The organism is Mycobacterium sp. NGS59 (assembly GCF_059812345.1).
Genome location: NZ_JCALCN010000007.1, coordinates 116,676 through 134,292, shown reverse-complemented (window position 1 = coordinate 134,292; position 17,617 = coordinate 116,676). Strand labels below are relative to the sequence as shown.

At 67.4% G+C, this 17,617-nt stretch carries 17 protein-coding genes and 1 tRNA gene; 4 read left to right on the top strand and 14 right to left on the bottom strand.

Features of this window, described 5'->3' with window-relative positions; genetic code table 11:
* The 4 genes from AC5Y46_RS10800 to fabG form a co-directional block, all read right to left on the bottom strand.
* Positions 1-1,194, bottom strand: coding sequence for an acyl-CoA dehydrogenase family protein (locus AC5Y46_RS10800; protein ID WP_499941003.1), 1,194 nt, complete (start codon positions 1,192-1,194; stop codon positions 1-3).
* A complete protein-coding gene (locus tag AC5Y46_RS10795; RefSeq protein WP_499941005.1) occupies positions 1,191-2,396 on the bottom strand; it encodes a CoA transferase in 1,206 nt (401 codons plus the stop codon). The genes AC5Y46_RS10800 and AC5Y46_RS10795 overlap by 4 nt, the downstream gene beginning before the upstream one ends.
* Positions 2,393-3,589, bottom strand: coding sequence for an acetyl-CoA C-acetyltransferase (locus AC5Y46_RS10790; protein ID WP_499941387.1), 1,197 nt, complete (start codon positions 3,587-3,589; stop codon positions 2,393-2,395). The genes AC5Y46_RS10795 and AC5Y46_RS10790 overlap by 4 nt, the downstream gene beginning before the upstream one ends.
* A gap of 86 nt (positions 3,590-3,675) precedes the next feature.
* Positions 3,676-4,425, bottom strand: a complete 750-nt coding sequence (gene fabG, locus AC5Y46_RS10785) for a 3-oxoacyl-ACP reductase FabG (RefSeq protein WP_499941389.1) — start codon at positions 4,423-4,425, stop codon at positions 3,676-3,678.
* Positions 4,426-4,611: 186 nt separating this feature from the next.
* Here fabG and AC5Y46_RS10780 point away from each other — a divergent pair, with 186 nt between their 5' ends.
* Both AC5Y46_RS10780 and AC5Y46_RS10775 read left to right on the top strand, forming a co-directional pair.
* The gene (locus tag AC5Y46_RS10780) at positions 4,612-5,769 is read left to right on the top strand and encodes an acyl-CoA dehydrogenase family protein (protein WP_499941007.1); all 1,158 of its coding nucleotides are present in this window, start codon (positions 4,612-4,614) and stop codon (positions 5,767-5,769) included.
* On the top strand, positions 5,766-6,581 hold the full coding sequence (locus tag AC5Y46_RS10775; protein ID WP_499941009.1) for a mycofactocin-coupled SDR family oxidoreductase: 816 nt from the start codon (positions 5,766-5,768) through the stop codon (positions 6,579-6,581). The genes AC5Y46_RS10780 and AC5Y46_RS10775 overlap by 4 nt, the downstream gene beginning before the upstream one ends.
* Before the next feature lie 116 nt (positions 6,582-6,697).
* On the opposite strand, the gene AC5Y46_RS10770 is transcribed toward AC5Y46_RS10775, so the two are convergent.
* The 5 genes from AC5Y46_RS10770 to AC5Y46_RS10750 form a co-directional block, all read right to left on the bottom strand.
* A complete protein-coding gene (locus AC5Y46_RS10770; protein ID WP_499941391.1) occupies positions 6,698-7,768 on the bottom strand; it encodes a phosphotransferase family protein in 1,071 nt (356 codons plus the stop codon).
* 55 nt (positions 7,769-7,823) lie between these two features.
* Positions 7,824-9,563 carry an ABC transporter ATP-binding protein gene (locus AC5Y46_RS10765; protein ID WP_499941011.1) on the bottom strand — a complete coding sequence of 580 codons (1,740 nt, stop codon included), beginning with the start codon at positions 9,561-9,563 and terminating at the stop codon, positions 7,824-7,826.
* On the bottom strand, positions 9,560-12,124 hold the full coding sequence (locus AC5Y46_RS10760) for an ABC transporter ATP-binding protein/permease (RefSeq protein ID WP_499941013.1): 2,565 nt from the start codon (positions 12,122-12,124) through the stop codon (positions 9,560-9,562). The genes AC5Y46_RS10765 and AC5Y46_RS10760 overlap by 4 nt, the downstream gene beginning before the upstream one ends.
* A gap of 129 nt (positions 12,125-12,253) precedes the next feature.
* Entirely contained in the window at positions 12,254-12,874 is a 621-nt protein-coding gene (locus AC5Y46_RS10755) for a TIGR03085 family metal-binding protein (RefSeq protein ID WP_499941014.1), read from the bottom strand.
* Between the two features lie 39 nt (positions 12,875-12,913).
* Positions 12,914-12,997 (bottom strand) — tRNA-Leu (locus AC5Y46_RS10750).
* A 73-nt stretch (positions 12,998-13,070) separates the two neighbouring features.
* Here AC5Y46_RS10750 and AC5Y46_RS10745 point away from each other — a divergent pair.
* Together AC5Y46_RS10745 and AC5Y46_RS10740 are read left to right on the top strand one after the other, a co-directional pair.
* A complete protein-coding gene (locus AC5Y46_RS10745) occupies positions 13,071-13,457 on the top strand; it encodes a hypothetical protein (protein WP_499941016.1) in 387 nt (128 codons plus the stop codon).
* Positions 13,454-13,801: a DUF3817 domain-containing protein gene (locus AC5Y46_RS10740; protein WP_499941018.1), complete on the top strand. Its 348-nt coding sequence runs from the start codon at positions 13,454-13,456 to the stop codon at positions 13,799-13,801. Before AC5Y46_RS10745 ends, AC5Y46_RS10740 begins: the two co-directional genes overlap by 4 nt.
* A 6-nt stretch (positions 13,802-13,807) precedes the next feature.
* On the opposite strand, the gene rdgB is transcribed toward AC5Y46_RS10740, so the two are convergent.
* The 5 genes from rdgB to AC5Y46_RS10715 form a co-directional block, all read right to left on the bottom strand.
* Positions 13,808-14,413: an RdgB/HAM1 family non-canonical purine NTP pyrophosphatase gene (rdgB, locus tag AC5Y46_RS10735; protein WP_499941393.1), complete on the bottom strand. Its 606-nt coding sequence runs from the start codon at positions 14,411-14,413 to the stop codon at positions 13,808-13,810.
* Positions 14,410-15,189 carry a ribonuclease PH gene (gene rph / locus AC5Y46_RS10730; RefSeq protein ID WP_499941020.1) on the bottom strand — a complete coding sequence of 260 codons (780 nt, stop codon included), beginning with the start codon at positions 15,187-15,189 and terminating at the stop codon, positions 14,410-14,412. The genes rdgB and rph overlap by 4 nt, the downstream gene beginning before the upstream one ends.
* A gap of 30 nt (positions 15,190-15,219) precedes the next feature.
* A complete protein-coding gene (locus tag AC5Y46_RS10725; RefSeq protein WP_499990985.1) occupies positions 15,220-15,999 on the bottom strand; it encodes a cyclic nucleotide-degrading phosphodiesterase in 780 nt (259 codons plus the stop codon).
* Between the two features lie 70 nt (positions 16,000-16,069).
* A complete protein-coding gene (gene murI, locus AC5Y46_RS10720; RefSeq protein ID WP_499941023.1) occupies positions 16,070-16,885 on the bottom strand; it encodes a glutamate racemase in 816 nt (271 codons plus the stop codon).
* Complete coding sequence (locus AC5Y46_RS10715; protein ID WP_499941025.1) at positions 16,882-17,544, bottom strand: rhomboid family intramembrane serine protease; 663 nt, start codon at positions 17,542-17,544, stop codon at positions 16,882-16,884. The genes murI and AC5Y46_RS10715 overlap by 4 nt, the downstream gene beginning before the upstream one ends.
* Positions 17,545-17,617: the final 73 nt, after the last annotated feature.

Here is a 17,617-nt window from a genome sequence, read left to right as displayed (position 1 = left end):
TCACATCCGATACTCGTCGAGTAGGCGCTTGCTGATGATCTGCTTCTGGATCTCGCTGGTGCCCTCGCCGATCAGCAGGAACGGTGAGTCGCGCATCAGCCGCTCGATCTCGTACTCCTTGGAGTAGCCGTAGCCGCCGTGGATCCGGAAGCTCTGTTGGGTGACCTCCGAACAGAACTCGCTGGCAAGGTATTTCGCCATTCCGGCCGCGACGTCGTTGCGTTCGCCGGAGTCCTTCAGTCGCGCTGCGTTGACCATCATCAGGTGCGCGGCTTCGACTTTGGTGGCCATCTCGGCGAGCTGGAACGCGATCGCCTGGTGCTCGGCGATCGGCTTGCCGAAGGTCTGCCGCTGCTGGGCGTAGCGCACCGCCAGTTCGAAGGCCCGGATGCCGACACCGCAGGCGCGCGCGGACACGTTGACCCGGCCGACTTCGATGCCGTCCATCATCTGCAAGAAGCCCTGGCCCGGCTTGCCGCCGAGGATGTCGCCGGCGCTCGCCCCGTAGCCGTCGAAGATGAGTTCGGTGGTGTCGATGCCTTTGTAGCCGAGCTTGTCGATCTTGCCGGGAATGATCAGGCCGGGCACCACTTCGCCGAAGCCGGTGGGCTTTTCGACCAGGAAAGCGGTCAGGTTGCGATGTGGTTTGTCCGCTCCCTCGTCGGTGCGCACCAGCACCGCGACCAGCGTGGAGCTGCCCCCGTTGGTCAGCCACATCTTCTGTCCGTCGATGGTGTAGGTGCCGTCGTCGTTGCGGGTCGCGCGGGTGCGGATCGCGGCCACGTCGGAGCCCAACTCGGGTTCGGACATGGAGAACGCGCCGCGGGTCTCGCCGGTGGCCATCCGCGGCAGGAACCGTTGCTTCTGCTCCTCGGTTCCGTGCTGACGCAGCATGTACGCGACGATGAAGTGGGTGTTGAGCACCCCGGACACGCTCATCCAGCCGCGCGCGAGTTCCTCGACGCACAGCGCGTAGGTGAGCAGCGACTCCCCCAGCCCGCCGTACTCCTCCGGGATCATCAGGCCGAACAACCCCATCTCGCGCAGGCCGTCGACGATGGCCTGCGGGTAGGTGTCGCTGCGTTCCAGTTCGGGCGCGGTCGGAATGATCTCCTTGTCGACGAATTGCCGTACCGTGGCGACGATTTCGGTCTGGATCTCGGTGAGGCCGAGAGTCTGGGCGAGTCTGGTCATGCGCTGTTCGTCCCTATCGTCTTCGCGGTCGCCAGACGCGCGATGTCGTCGTCCGTCAGTCCCAGGTACTCGGCGAGCACGTCGGCGGTATCGGCCCCCAGCACCGGCGCCGCCGCGCTGGTCGGATGCACCCCGTCGAACGCGGTCGGCATGGCCGGGGCCAGATAGTCTCCGACGCCCGGTTGGTGCAGTCGGGAAAACAGCGGATTCGCAGTCACTTTCGGGTCGCGGGCCACCTCGGCGAAGGTGCGGTACCGTTCGAACAGCACCGTGGTGCCCGACAACGCCGCACCGATCTCGTCGGCGGTGTGATCGGCGAACCAGGTGCCGAACAGACCGGACAACACGTCGCGGTAGCGGTAGCGGTCGCCCTCGGTACCGAAGTCCACACCCAGCGCTTCGGCCAGCGCCGTGACCGCCGCACCGGTACCGGTCACGTCGACCAGGTCACGAAAGTGCCTGCGCGTCAACAACACGACCATGAACCGGGCGCCGTCCCGGCTGACGAAATCCTGCCCGTACTGGCCATAGACGGCATTGCCGACCCGTGGTCGCTGCGTCCCGAGCACCTGGGGTTCGGTCAGTAACCCGAGGTTTCCGGCGGTGGCCAACGCGACATCCTCCAGGGCCAGACTGACCCGGGCACCTGCCCCGGATTGGTCGCGACGATGCACGGCGGAGACGACGGCCAGCGCGGCGTACAGGCCACAGCTGACGTCCCAGGCCGGCAGCACATGGTTGATCGGCGCGGCGTGGTCGGCCGGACCGGTGACCAGCGGAAATCCGATGGCCGCGTTGACCGTGTAGTCCACGCCGGTGGATCCGTCACCGCGCCCGAGCAACTGGACATGGATGACGTCGGAACGCTTGGCCGCCAACGCCTCATGGCTCAGCCAGGACAGGCCAGCCGAGTTGGTGACGACGATGCCGTCGCCCTCCACGATCAGGCGCTGAACCAACTCCTGCCCCTCGGGCGCCCGGAAATCCACTGTGGCCGAACGCTTTCCCTTGTTCAGTCCCGTCCAGTAGATCGACGTGCCACCCTCGGTCAGCGGCCAACGCTGCACATCGGAGGCGCCACCGATCGGATCGACACGGATAACCTGTGCGCCAAGCTGGCTCAACGTCAATCCGCACAGCGGTGCGGCGACGAAGCTGGACACCTCGACGACGCGGACGCCGGCCAGCGGCAGCGTGGTCACGTGACCCGCTCGAAGACCGCGGCCAGCCCCTGCCCGCCACCGATGCACATCGTCTCCAAGCCGTAACGCGCCTGGCGCCGGTCCAACTCGCGGGCCAGGCTGGCCAGCATCCGGCCACCCGTCGCTCCCACCGGGTGTCCCAGGGAGATCCCCGAACCGAGCACATTGGTCCGATCGTGGTCGGCGGCACCGAAATTCCACTCTCGCATCACCGCAAGCGCTTGGGCGGCGAAGGCCTCGTTGAGTTCGATCAGGTCGATGTCGCTCAGCCGCAGGCCTGCTTTGGCCAGCGCCACCTCCGTCGCCGGCACCGGGCCGATTCCCATGATGTTGGGCGCCACCCCCGCTTGGCCCCACGACACCAGCCGCACCAACGGCCTCAACCCGAGTTCGTTCGCCTTCTCCGCGGTGGTCACCACGCACATCGACGCGGCGTCATTCTGCCCACTGGCGTTGCCCGCCGTCACCGTCGACTCCGGATCATCCTTCAGCAGAACAGGTTTGAGTTTGCTCAGGGACTCCACCGTGGTATCGGCGCGGGGATGCTCGTCGGTGTCGATCACCTGCTCGCCCTGCCGCGTCGCCACGGTGACCGGAACGATTTCGTCTTTGAGCACGCCGTCCTGCTGCGCGGCCACCGCCCGCTGGTGCGACCGCACCGCGAGCTCGTCCTGCTCCTGCCGGGAGATCCCGTACTGCCGGCGCAGGTTCTCAGCGGTCTCCAGCATCCCGCCCGGCACCGGGTAGTGACGGCCGCCTGCGGTGCTGCGACCACGGGCCAGCGCGTCGTGCACCCGGACACCGGAACGGCCTCCGCCCCAACGCATGTCGGTGGAGTAGAAGGTGACGTTGCTCATGCTCTCGCAGCCGCCCGCGACGACGAGATCGTTGTCGCCGGAGCTCACCTGCAGGCACGCCTGGATCACGGCCTGCAGACCCGACCCGCAGCGGCGGTCGACCTGCATACCCGGAACGGTCACCGGCAGACCGGAGTCCAGCGCCACCACCCGCCCGATCGCGGGCGCCTCGCTGCTGGGATAACAGTGCCCGAGGATGACGTCCTGCACCGCGTCCGGGGCGATCCCCGTGCGGTCCAGCAGGCCGCGCAGCGCTGCGACGCCGAGGTCGACGGCGCTGAGCGACTTGAACATGCCGCCGTACCGGCCGATCGGCGTCCGTACCGGTTCGCAGATGACCGCCTCGTGCTGCCGAGCAGACGCAAAAGCACCCCAATTCGTCCCGAATTGGGGGCTTTTGCGTCTGCTCGCGGCGCTCTCCGTCACAGGTGCCGGCCGCCCGTGATCTCCATGACCGTGCCGGTCATGTAGGAGGACAGGTCGGATGCCAGGAACAGGGCGACGCTGGCCACCTCGCTGGGTTCGCCGGCGCGCCCCATCGGAACTTCAGCCACTTTCGAATCCCAGATCCGTTGCGGCATGGCCTCGGTCATGGCCGACCGGATCAGCCCCGGAGCGATGGCGTTCACCCGGACACCCAGGTACGCAAGCTCTTTGGCGGCCGCCTTGGTCATGCCGACGATCCCCGCCTTGGCTGCCGAGTAATTCGTCTGGCCGACCATTCCGACCTTGCCGGAGACCGACGACATGTTGATGATGGCGCCCCGCTTGTTCTCCCGCATGACGGCCGCGGCCAGCCGGGTACCGTTCCACGTCCCCTTCAGGTGCACGTTGATGACCTGGTCGAACTGCTCCTCGGTCATCTTGCGCATGGTCGCGTCGCGGGTGATTCCGGCGTTGTTGACCATGATGTCGAAACCACCGAACCGCTCGATGGCGGTCTGGATGAGGTTGGAGACCTCTTCGGATCGGGTGACGTCGCAGCGCACCGCGACGGCGACGTCCTCACCGCCCAGTTGTTTCGCCGCGACCTCGGTCGCCTCGAGGTTCACGTCGCCGAGCACCACCCGCGCACCTTCGGCAATGAATCGCTCCGCAATCGCGTAACCAAGACCTTGCGCAGCACCCGTGACCACCGCGGTCTGACCGTCCAACAACGACACCTGTATCACGCCTTCTGTTCGGGGCGCCCGAGCGAGCACCGTCAACTCAAATATCGTATTTCATATATGATCTTGGCCTACCCTATCAACCCGCCACCCCACCCGCGAACAGACGTAAAAGCCCCCATTTCCGGGGGAAATGAGGGGCTTTTACGTCTGTTCGCGCCCAACAACTGAGCCGAAGGAGCAGTAGCGATGAGCGAGGTCTCTGACGAGGACTTCCGGGAGATGCTGGCGCAGACCCGCCACTTCATCCGCACCGCGGTCGTCCCGCGTGAGCAGGAGATCCTCGATGAGGACCGGGTGCCCGACGAACTGCGCGACGACGCCAAGAAGATGGGCCTGTTCGGCTACGCGATCCCCCAGGAATGGGGCGGCCTCGGCCTGAACCTGAGCCAAGACGTCGAGCTGGCAATGGAGTTGGGCTACACCTCGTTGGCGCTGCGGTCGATGTTCGGCACCAACAACGGCATCGCCGGACAGGTTCTCGTCGGGTTCGGCACCGACGAGCAGAAGTCGCGTTGGCTCGAGTCGATCGCCTCCGGCGACGTCGTCGCCTCCTTCGCCCTGACCGAACCCGGCGCGGGATCCAATCCGGCCGGATTGAAGACCAAAGCCGTTCGCGACGGCCAAGATTGGGTGATCGACGGGCAGAAGCGCTTCATCACCAACGCACCGGTCGCCGATCTGTTCGTGGTCTTCGCACGCACCCGCCCGGCCGACGAGAAAGGTCCCGGGATTGCGGTGTTCCTGGTGCCGGCCGATGCGCCCGGCGTCGAGGTGGGCGCCAAGGACGCCAAGATGGGTCAGGAGGGTGCTTGGACCGCAGACGTCAGCTTCACCGAGGTGCGCGTCGACGACAGCGCCCTGGTCGGCGGCAGCGAAGACATCGGCTACCGCGCGGCGATGACCTCGCTGGCGCGCGGCCGGGTGCACATCGCCGCGCTCGCAGTCGGCGCGGCGCAGCGCGCCCTGGACGAGTCGGTGGCCTACGCCGCCACCGCGACCCAGGGCGGCACCCCGATCGGCAACTTCCAGCTGGTGCAGGCGATGCTGGCCGACATGCAGACCGGGGTGCTGGCCGGGCGCGCGCTGGTCCGCGACACCGCGCGGGCCTGGGTCGACGACCAAGACCGCCGGATCGCGCCGTCGGCGGCGAAGCTGTTCTGTACCGAAATGGCCGGCAAGGTCGCCGATCTCGCGGTCCAGGTGCACGGCGGCAGCGGCTATATGCGCGGGGTCCCGGTCGAGCGCATCTACCGCGATGTCCGGCTGCTGCGACTGTACGAGGGCACCAGCGAGATCCAGCAACTGATCATCGGCTCCAACCTGGTGAAGGCGGCGCAACGATGAGGCTGCAGAACAGGGTCGCGTTCATCACCGGAGCTGCGCGTGGCCAGGGCCGCGCGCACGCGGTGCGAATGGCCCGGGAAGGCGCCGACATCATCGCCGTCGATATCGCGGGGCAGCTTCCCGATTGTGTCCCTTACGATTCGGCGACCCCGGACGACTTGGCCGAAACGGTTCGCCTGGTCGAAGAGACGGGCCGTCGCATCATCGCCACGGTGGCCGACACCCGCGACCATGACGGTTTGCGCCGGATCGTCGAGGCCGGCGTCGCGGAATTGGGGCGCCTGGACATCATCGTGGCCAATGCCGGGATCTCGGCTCCGCAGGCCTGGAACGACATCTCCCCCGAGTCATTCCGGGACGTGTTGGACATCAACGTGACCGGCACCTGGAACACCGTGATGGCCGGAGCGCACCACATCATCGACGGCGGCCGTGGCGGCTCGATCATCCTGATCAGTTCGGCCGCCGGAGCGAAACTGCAGCCGTTCATGGTGCACTACACCGCCAGCAAGCACGCCGTCACCGGCATGGCCCGCGCGTTCGCGGCCGAACTGGGCAAGCACTCGATCCGGGTCAACAGCGTGCATCCCGGACCGGTCAATTCTCCGATGGGCAGCGGGCAGATGATCGAGGCCATGGGCAAGGCCATCGAGACCAATCCTCAACTGGCGAACATGATCACGCCGTTCCTGCCGACCTGGGCGGCCGAACCGGAAGACATCGCCGACACGGTCTGCTGGCTGGCCAGTGACGAATCCCGTTACGTCACAGCAGCGGAGATCCCGGTGGATCAGGGGTCGACGAAGTACTGATTAGCGCGTTGACTCTGCGCCTAGGGCGACAAAGTGCGAGTAGGTTGCGCCCTGAGCGCAGAATCAACGCACTAAGCAGCGAACGGGAGCAAAGCGCCCTCAGCGCAGGAGACGCCCTAGCCCGAGATCAGTTCCAGGGTGCCCAGGTCGCGAATCGCCTGACAGCCTCGCGACAGCATGGTCAGCACCATGTCGTCACCCCGTTCGGTGGAGGTGGCGAAGGCGAACCCCAGCGCCGAGATCAGCGGCGCCTGCAACACGCCGAGCCGGTAGTCGCGCCAACATGTTTCGCGGTCGTAGTCGCGGACACCGTAACTCAGCAGCGCCCGGTGGTACTCGGTCACCAGGTCTTCCTCGACGGTCCCCCGCAGTTGCGAGTTCAGGCTGGTCGCAGTGAAATAGGCGAGATCGCGCGCCGGCAAACCCACCCCCAGCGTTTGCCAGTCAACGACGCTGATGCGGGTGTGGTCGGGATCGAACAACATGTTGTCCAGCCGGTAGTCGCCGTGCAGCAGCGCGAACCGGTCGTGCTCGGCCATCAGCCACGGTGCGACCAAACCCATTGTGGCAGCGAAAGTGTCGCGGTCTTCGGCGCTCAGCCGATCGCCGAGCTTCTCCAGGGTGATGTCGGCGCTCATCTTGGCCACCTCGCCCATGCCCTGGGCGCCGGCTTCGTCGGGACGGCCGAACGCGACACCGGGAAAGTCCAACCAGAACCGATCGCACCAGCTGGGTCCGTGCAGTCCGGCCAGTGCGACCACCGCCAGTCGCGCCTCCTGCTCCCCGCAGCCCAGCAGCTGATCACCCTGCACCGCCGGCGCCTGGTCGGCCAGCAGCAGCGCGTAATTCATTGCGTCGTCGCTGATTTGGGAGTAGAAGCAGCGCGGCGTCGGTACCTGCACGCGGTGGGCGGCCGAAGCATAAAACGCGCATTCGCTGCGATACCCGATGACGACGCGATCCCGCACGGCGTCGTCCTGGGCCGGCAGCTTGATCACGAACGTGGGCGGCAAACCGCCCGGATCGCCGCCGTAGGTGGCCGTCACGCGGTAGGTGGCGCCGGTCTGCCCGGTGCCGATCGGAGTCACGTCGGTTGCGGTCACCTCGACGGGCGCGCCACTTTGGCTGAGCACCGCCGAGAGCCATTCGGCGGTCACGTCGGCGGGGTACCTCGGGATCGACATCAAGACGCTCACAGCACTCGACTGTAAGCCATACCGCAGGACTTTCGGTGTGCCTGTCCTACTCGGCCAGGATCCGCCATTCCGCGGCTTCGTGCTGCTGGCGCCAGAACTCGCTGAACCGGCCGCCGGCGGCCAGCAGGTCGTCGACCGCGCCGTCTTCGATCACCCGACCGTTCTCGACGAACAGGACCCGGTCGGCGTGCCGGATGCTGGCCAGCCGGTGGGCCACGATCACCCGGGTGTGCGCCTGCGGGTCGGCGGTGAGCGCGTCGACGATCGCGACCTCGTTCTCGTTGTCCAGTGCGCTGGTCGCCTCGTCGACCAGCAGGATGGGGGCACCCTTGAGCAGCGCACGCGCGATGCTGACCCGCTGACGTTCGCCGCCCGAGAGTGCCGAGCCGGCTTCGCCCACCACCGTCTGGGCGCCGTCTGGCAGCCGGCCGGTGAGCTCGTCGACCCGGGCCAGACCGACGGCGCGGGTGAACCGGTCCTCGTCCGCATCCGGGGCGCCGGCCAGCACGTTCTCGCGGATCGTTCCGTGGAAAAGGTAGGGATGCTGGAAGACGACGCTGCTGGCGTTGCGCCGGGCGTCGGCGTCCAGGGTGGCCGCGTCCAGGTCGTCGATCAGGACCCGCCCTCGGGTGGGTTGATGCAGGCCGGCGATCAGCGCCAGGACGGTGCTCTTGCCGGAGCCCGACGGCCCGACGATCGCCGTCGCGGTTCCCGGCTCCAGCGAGAAACTCACCCCGTCCAGTGCCGGATGAGTTCCGCCGTCGTAGCTGAAGGTGACGTCGTCGAAGACGATGCGCGGCGCCGAGCCTGTCGGGCGCAACCGGGCCGTCCCGACGTCCACAGCGGGCGCGGTCAGCACCGAGCGGATGTTGTCGAGAGTGGCTCGGGTGCTCTCCAACGCCGGCGCCAGTTCGCTGACGGTGGTGAACGGCTCGAGGTAGCGGGCTATCACCACGATCAGCGCGATGGCTTCGGGCACACCCAACGTGCCGCCCACGGTCAGGGCCGTGGTGACGCCGGCGAGCAGGATCAACGCCAACTGGCTGGCGATGCTGAACAGCAACTGGCCGGGGATCTGCATGCCCAGCAGCCGCATCGTCGCGCTGTGCTGGGCGCTGAGGGCATTGCCGACCAGGCTGCGGGCCGGTTCGACGCGTCGCGCAGCACGCAGCGCCTGCTGGGTGCGGGCGAATTCGATGATGCGCTCGGTCAGCCTGCTGTTGGCCGCACCGGCGGCCGCATCGGCTTTGCGCGACAGGCGCACCGAAGCCCACAGCGCCCCCAGCAACAGCGGCACCCCGGCCAGCGCGGCGACACCGAGCTGCCAGGAGATCGGCAGCAACACCAACGCGATGGCCGCGGGCAGCAGGATGGCGCTGATCAGCGGCGTCAGCAGGTTGACCACCAGACCGACGAGTTCGGGTCCGGTCGAAGCGATGGCTTGCCTTGCCGTCGCGGTGTTTTCGGCGGAGAACCAGTTCAGCCGGATGTCCGGTAACCGGTCGGCCACGTCGTGCTGGGTGTGGTCGAGAACGGCGAACCCCAGGTCGAATCCGATCCGCGCGGTGGTGGTGTCGATGACCCAGCCGATCACGGTCGCGGCGGTCAACCAGCCCAGCCACACCAGCGCGCGTTGGGGTGTGTCGCCGAACAAGGCCGCCACCAACGGGACGAGCAGCACCGCACCCACCGCACGTAGCACGACGGAGACGAAAGTCATTGCCGCATAAGCAGCCACCTTGCCGCGACGATCGGCCGGGACGAGACGAAGCCAGGTGCGGATCATCCGGTGACCTCCTGCCCCGCGCCCACCGTCGCCCGGGGCCGACCCATTTCCCAGAGCCGGCGGTAGCGGCCGTCGGCGGCCAGCAGTTCGTCGTGGGTACCGCGTTCGGTGATGCGGCCGTGGTCGAGCACGACGATCTGATCCGCCCCGGTGATGGTGTGCAGCCGGTGTGCGATCACCAGCACGGTGCGGTCTCGGGTCAGTCGGTTGAGGGCTTGCTGCACAAGGTATTCCGACTCGGGGTCGGCGTAGGCGGTGGCCTCGTCCAGGATGAGCACCGGCGTGTCGGCGAGGATCGCGCGGGCGATGGTCAGCCGTTGCCGCTCGCCACCCGACAACGCGGTGCTTGCGCCCAGCACGGTGTCGTAGCCGTTGGGCAGCCGCAGGATCCGGTCGTGGATCTGCGCGTCGCGCGCCGCGGTCTGGATCTGCTCGAGGTCGGCTTCCGGGACGGCCAGCGCGATGTTCTCGGCGACGGTGCCGTGCACGAGTTGTGTTTCCTGGAGCACGAATCCGACCCGGGCGTAGAGCTCGTCGGCACTCAGCGACCGGATGTCGCTGCCACCCACCCGGATCGCGCCTTCCTCGACATCGTGAAACCTCGCCAACAACGCTGCGAGCGTGGACTTTCCGGATCCCGACGGGCCGACCAGTGCGGTGACGGTACCGGGCCGCAATTCCAGTGACACGTCACGGATCACCGGGACGCCGGGTCGGTAGCCGAAGCTGACATGGTCGAACACCACCGAAGCCTCGGCCGGGTGGGGTGCGGCCGCGGTGACGGTCAGTTCTGGCTCGGCAAGGGCGGTCTGCAGGCGGCGGGCGGCCAACGTCCCGGCACGGATGCCACCGACGCCATAGGCGATGCCCAGCAGCCGGGCTCCGAATGTGGTGCCCAACAACAGGAACGGCAACAAGTCGACCGCATCCATCCGGTGGGTGACGACGAGCAGGGTGCCGACGGTCACGATCAGCCACAGGAACGTCGACGGACGGGTGGCCAGGTCCATCATGGTCTTCTTGCCGGCCAGCGGACGTTGCCAGGCGACCAGGAACTCGATGTACTCGTCCAGGCTCCGTCGGAAGCTCGACGCGGCGGCACCGCCGAAAACGCGGATCACCGGCTGTCCTTCCAGATAGGCGCCGGCTTCGGTACTCATCTTCTCCGCCCACCGCTGCGACTGCGCGATCCGCGGCCCGGATTGAATCATCAGCATCGAAGATGTCACCAGGTAGACCAGGACCGGACCGAACAGCACCAACGCCACCCGCCAGTCGACGACGAACAGGTAGAGCAGCACCGCCACCGGTGCCACCACCGCGTTCACCGCGTCCGGAATGGCATGGGTGACCAGGTAGTGCAGCGACAGTGTGTCGTCCTGCACCAGTTGCTTGATCGACCCCGACCCGCGTGCGGTGAACCAGCCCAGCGGCAGTCGGGACAGCTTGCCCAACAACCGCGATCGCAGGTCGCTGGCGAACCGCGCGTCGACGACGTGGAGCCACAGGGTCAGCCCTGCCCCCAGCACGGTGCCCAACCCCAATAGCGAAACCGCCCACAGGCCGAGGTTCCACAGCCGGGACTCGTCGGCGCCGGCGACCAGGAGCCGCGCCAATTCGACGAGCAGGACGAACGGCGCCAGCTGCACCAGCGTGACGATGGCCTGCAACGCCCCCGAGGCGATCAGCGCCGGACGCAGCGGTGCCAGCAGCTGACCGGCGGCCTGGGCTCGCCAACTCCCCCGGGCCACCGATTCCGGTTGCGCCACAACCACTTCAGCCGAATCGTCCGCGGCGGCGGTGTCCGGCTCGTCGCCGCGGCGGGTGCCCATCTCCTTGCCGGCACTCCAATATGCCTGCGCATGGACCTCGGACTTGGGGAAGCCGAACTCGTCGCGCAGCCGTTTGCGAACGTTCTTGAGCGCGTTGGCTTCTGGCGTGGCCCAGCAGTACCAGTTCGACCAGTCCCGGCTTTCGATCGCGTTCGCCAGTGATCTGTCGTCGTGGCGCGCGACCCAATGCACCTGCAGCCGGGGATGCCGCGTGATGGGGATCAAGGGGTCGTTCTCGTCGTGTTGCTCGAGGTACATCTCGATCGGCACGTCGTCCGGGACGGTTCCGATGATCCCGTTCATGCCCGGGATCGACGCCGAGTCGCCGATCAGCAGATAGCCGGCCGGTTGTTCGTCGGGGCTGTCGTAGCGCGAGGAGCCCATCAGTGCCATGACCGCGATCGTCGTCCCGGGTTGCACGCTTCGGGCCCACGTGGAGGCGGGTCCGGCAGGCTCGTGCAACACCACGTCGACGGCGAACCTGCCGGTGGACGCGTCGGCTTCGGAAAGGGTGTAGCCGCGCTGGAATTCGGTCTTGGAGCCCTTCGGGTCGGGGAACCAGAACCGCAGCCACGCGGCCGGCTCCGGCTCGACCTCACCGAACAACGTCGGTGACTCCATCCGGATCCGCACGAAATGCGGTGCGATCTCGAAGGTTTCGAGCACGGTCGCGATGTGGTCGCGCGCGCCGAAGCCCTTCATCATCACGCCGGAAAATCCGCGTGCCATCAACGGTCCTCTCCCGCGGCGGTTTCACTCACCACCCGGGACACGGTTTTCATCTGATGCCACGCTCCGAGCTAGTAAGTTACCCCCACAAACTAAGGGTTACCTTACCGCCGGTCAAACTGGTGGCGGCTACAGGCTCTTGGGCGCCTCGCGAACGGCGCGGATCGCCGCCTCGTCACCGTCGAAGTCCACCCGCGCTTCCCGGCCGACCGCGAACAGCAGCAACTCCTCGGGCGGCCCGGTCACCGTCACCGCTGGCCCGCGTCCGGCGATCAGCACCGTCTTGCCGTCCGTGGTGCGCAGCGCGACCCGTCCGGGAACCTTCGCCAACGTCAACCGGCCCATCAGCGACAGGTTGCGCCGCAACCTGGCCGCCAGCTCGGGATCGAGTTCGCGGGGCTCCCAGCCCGGCCGGGCGCGGCGCACGTCCTCGTGGTGGATGAACATCTCACCGACGTTGGCCACCGGATCGAGCAACTTGAACGGCGAGTAGGGCGGCGGACCGGAAGCGACCTTGTCCACCAGGTCTTCCCAGTCGGTCTCCGCAGCGACCTTGTTCTGCAGTCGTTCGGTGTGACCGGCGAAGAACGGAATCAGGATTCCGGGTCCGGCGTCCGGACGGTACTCCCTAATCACCAGGTGCGCGGCCAGATCCCGGGTGGTCCAGCCTTCGCATAAGGTGGGCGCTTCGGGTCCGGCTGCGAGAATGGTTTCCACCAGAGCGGCACGCTCACGTCGTGCGACGGACAAATCGCCCTCCCTCGAAGTCGATGCAGGAGCAAAGATCTGTGCGGGCGGAGGGACTCGAACCCACACGCTCTCTCGAGCACCGGCACCTAAAGCCGGCATGTCTGCCAATTTCATCACGCCCGCGCGCCTTGCCGATGGTACCGCTCCGGCTACCCGACGGAGCCGTCGGCGGGGCGCCGCGCGGTACCGTCATGTTGTGTCCACCCAGGCTCCTCGACGACGCCGCCACCGGCCCGCGCTGATCGCTCTGGTGATCCTCGCGGCCTGTGCCTGCCTGGCGCTGGGCTGGTGGCAGTGGACCAGGTTCCAGTCGGTGTCGGGCGGCTACCAGAACCTCGGCTACGCGCTGCAATGGCCGCTGTTCGCCTGGTTCTGGGTCTATGCGTACCGCAACTTCGTCCGGTACGAGGACACGCCGCCGGAGCCGCGCCACACGGCTAACGAGATACCTCCCGGGCTGCTGCCCGAACGCCCGAAGCCGCCACCGCCACCGTCTGACGATCCCGCGTTGCGCGAATACAACGCCTACCTGGCCGAACTCGCCAAGAACGACGCCGAAAAACAGAACAGGACAACCGCATGAGCAACCCCGACACAGAACGCGGCACCTCGGTGTTCCCCGTCGAGAAGATCCGCACCGCGCTGACCGCGTACCGGATCATGGCGTGGATCACCGGCATCTGGCTGATCGCACTGTGCGGCGAGATCGTCTCGCATCTGGTGTTCGATCGCGAGATCCGCTGGATCGAGGTCGTGCACGGCTGGATGTACTTCGTCTACATGCTGGCGGCGTTCAATCTCGCCATCAAGGTCCGTTGGCCGATCGGAAAGACGGTCGGCGTGCTGCTCGCCGGCACCATCCCGATCCTGGGGATCGTCGTCGAGCAACGCCAGACCCGCGACATCAAAGCGCAGTTCGCGCTCTGAGCGCGCTCAGCCCGGCAGCCTACGCAACGCGGGCAACAGCAAAGCCAGCGCGCGGCCGCGGTGCGATACCGCGTCCTTTTCAGCCGGACTGAGTTGCGCGGCGGTGCGCCCGCCCGAACCGTCGGGGACGAACACCGGGTCGTAGCCGAACCCGCCGTCGCCGTGCGGCTCCCGGGCGATGGACCCGGACCACTCCCCGCGCACCACCACCTCGTCGGCGTCCGAGACCAGCGCGCAGGCTGAGACGAAGGCCGCTGCGCGCCGCCCGTCGGGCACGTCACGAAGCTGGGCCAGCAGCAACGCGGTGTTGGCGGAGTCGTCGCCGTGCTTGCCCGACCAGCGCGCCGACAGCACCCCCGGCATCCCGTTCAGCGCGGCGACTTCCAACCCGGAGTCGTCGGCGACGCTGGGCAGGCCGGTCGCGGCGAACGCATCGCGGGCCTTGGCCAGCGCGTTGTCCTCGAAGGTGGCACCGGTCTCGGGTGCTTCGTCGAACGGCGGCACGTCGTCCAGCGACATCAGCGTCACCCCGGACAGCCCGGCTCCGTCCAGCACCCGTTGCAGTTCGGCCAGCTTCTTGCGGTTGCGGCTGGCGACCAGCAACCCGCTCAGCTTCCGAACGCCTTCGGCTGCGACGACCCTTCGGGGAGCACACCGGGATACGGCTGCGCCAGGGCCTCACGCTGCGCGGCGAACAGCGAGTCGCAGGCGCCCAGCGCCATGTCCAGCAGCTTGTCCAGGGTCGAGCGCGGGAACGTCGCACCCTCGCCGGTGCCTTGCACCTCGACCAACGTCCCAGTGTCGGTGGCGACCACGTTCATGTCGACTTCGGCCCGTGAGTCCTCTTCGTAAGGCAGGTCGACGCGCACCCGACCGTCGACCACCCCGACGCTCACCGCCGCGATCGCGCATGACAGCGGCCTCGGGTCGGACAACTTCCCGTGCGCGGACAGGTAGGTGACCGCGTCGGCCAACGCCACGTAGGCGCCGGTGATCGCCGCCGTGCGGGTGCCGCCGTCGGCCTGCAACACGTCGCAGTCGACGGCGATGGTGTTCTCGCCCAGCGCCGCCAGGTCGATGCACGCGCGCAGTGACCTACCGACCAGCCGACTGATCTCCTGGGTCCTGCCGCCGATCCGTCCCTTGACCGATTCGCGGTCGGAGCGGGTGTGAGTCGCCGAGGGCAGCATCGCGTATTCGGCGGTAAGCCAACCCAGACCGGATCCTCGGCGCCACCGCGGCACGCCCTCGGTGACGCTGGCCGTGCACAAGACCTTGGTCTGGCCGAATTCGATCAACACCGAGCCCGCAGGATTCTCGGTGAAACCCCTGGTGATGACAACCGGGCGGAGCTCGTCGTCGAGGCGGCCGTCTTCTCGTTTGGACACGACGCCCACCCTAGCCGTCGCGTCGACGCGCTAGCCGGTCCGGCGGATTTCGAACGTCTCGCCGGGCACCACGGCATGCACCGGCCCGTCGAACTCGGCCTTGGCTTCGCTGATCACGTCCTCGCGCGACGTCCACGGCGGGATATGCGTCAACAGCAACTCGCGGACACCGGCCCGCGCCGCCGCCCGGCCCGCCTCGGTCCCGGACAGATGCAGATCCGGTGGGTGTTTGGGCGAGTGCGTCCAGGACGCCTCGCAGAGGAAGACGTCGGCGCCGCGCGCCAGTTCGACGAGCTGGTCGCATTCACCGGTGTCACCGCTGTACACCAGCGATGCTCCGGAAGGATCGGTGAAGCGCAGACCGAACGACTCGGTGGGGTGCGCCACCAGCCGAGGTGTGATCGTGAGCGCGCCGATGGTCACCGATTCGCGGTCGACCCAGTGGCGGACATCGAAAATGTCCGAGCAGTCGTCGATCTCGCCGCCGTACGGCGAGGACGCCGCGCCCAGCCGCGACCAGGTGTCGCTCGGCCCGTAGAGCAGCGCTTTGCCGGCGGGACGTGACGTCGGATGGTAGCGACGCCACACGAACAAGCCCGGCAGATCCAGGCAGTGGTCGGCATGCAGATGCGACAACAACACGTGCACTGAGCTGGGATCGGCGTGGCGCTGCAGGGCGCCGAGTACACCTCCGCCGAAGTCGATGACCAGCGGTGGGGTATCCGGAGCCCGAAGTAGATAGCCCGACGCGGGCGAATCCGGACCCACGACGCTACCGGAGCATCCGAGCACGGTTAATCGCACGGACACCACTGTGCCATGCCCACTACCACGATGGGGAAAACATCGCCGCATTCAAAGGTCGGAGTCGCCTGCACAGCTAATGGACGTGGGTGTGACGGACGGGCTCGACACCTGTGACAGCCGGACCCAGAAACCGCGCCGCCAGTCTGGTGAAGGACTCCGGGTCACCGGTGGCTTCGAACACCCGGGTTGCGGACGACCCGTCGTGCGGGTGCAGCAGGTCGGTTTCGGTGAGCACGCGAAGCACCTGTTTGGCGGTCTCCTCGGCGCTGGAGACCAGCGTGACGTCCTCCCCCATCACCAATTGGATCAGTCCCGACAGCAACGGGTAGTGCGTGCACCCGAGTACTAGCGTGTCGACCCCGGCGCGCTGCAGCGGTTCCAGATAACCCTCGGCAAGGCCGAGTACCTGACGTCCGCTGGTGACCCCGCGCTCGACGAAGTCGACGAACCGCGGGCAGGCCACCGCGGTGATCTCGGTGTCGCGGGCCGCGGCGAACGCATCCTGATAGGCGTGCGACGCGATGGTTGCCCGGGTGCCGATCACCCCGATGCGGCCGTTGCGGGTTGCGGCGACCGCGCGCCGCACCGCGGGAAGGATCACTTCGACGACGGGCACGTCGTAGCGTTCCCGCGCGTCGCGCAGGCATGCCGCCGACGCGGAGTTGCAGGCGATGACCAGAACCTTGACGCCGCGGCTGACCAAGTCGTCCCCGATGGCCAGCGCGTGCGCGCGGATCTCGGGGATGGCCAGCGGCCCGTAGGGACCGTTGCCGGTGTCACCGACGTAGACGATGTCCTCGTCGGGCAATTGGTCGATGATCGCGCGGGCGACGGTCAGTCCGCCCACGCCGGAGTCGAAGATCCCGACGGGTGACAGCGGTGAACTCATGGCTTGACGTGCGGCGTTCGCTTGCGCTCGCGGGCTCTGCGCTCCGGAGACGACAACAGGTACGCCGCGACCACCCCGGCGATGGCGCCGCACAGGTGTCCCTGCCACGAGACGCCGGGGGTGCCGGGCAGCACGCCGAGCAGGACGCCGCCGTAGATGAACATCACGATGATGCCGACGACGATCTCCCACACCTTGCGCGTGAAGAACCCGAACAGGATCAGGAACGCCAGCCAGCCGAAGATGAGGCCCGACGCGCCGATGTGGTTGGTCTCGCACCGCACACCGACATACGGGCAGTGCGCGCCCACATTGCCGATCAGCCACGTGCCGAAGCCACCGAGGATCCAGATGATGGCCGTGGCGAAGATGAACCGCGACAGGCCCGCCAGCGTCATCAGGAAACCGAGCACCAGCGCCGGAATGGTGTTGGCGATCAGGTGATCCCAGTTCGAATGGAGTAGGGGCGCGACGAGGATGCCTCGCAACCCGTCAGCCTCGAGCGGCCGGATGCCGTTGGAGTCGAGGCGATGATTGCTCAGGCTGTCCCAGAGCTCGATGAGCCAGAGCAACGCGACGAAGGTGAGGATTGTGGCTCCCCCGACCACCCATCGGGGCTTTTTCTCCTGCGTCGCAGGTGTGCGTGACCTCAAGCCCATGGCTGCCCTTCCGGAGCGTTTTCGGCATCAACCAGGCTACCGGGGCGGTCGCCGATCGGGATTCTGCCGACAC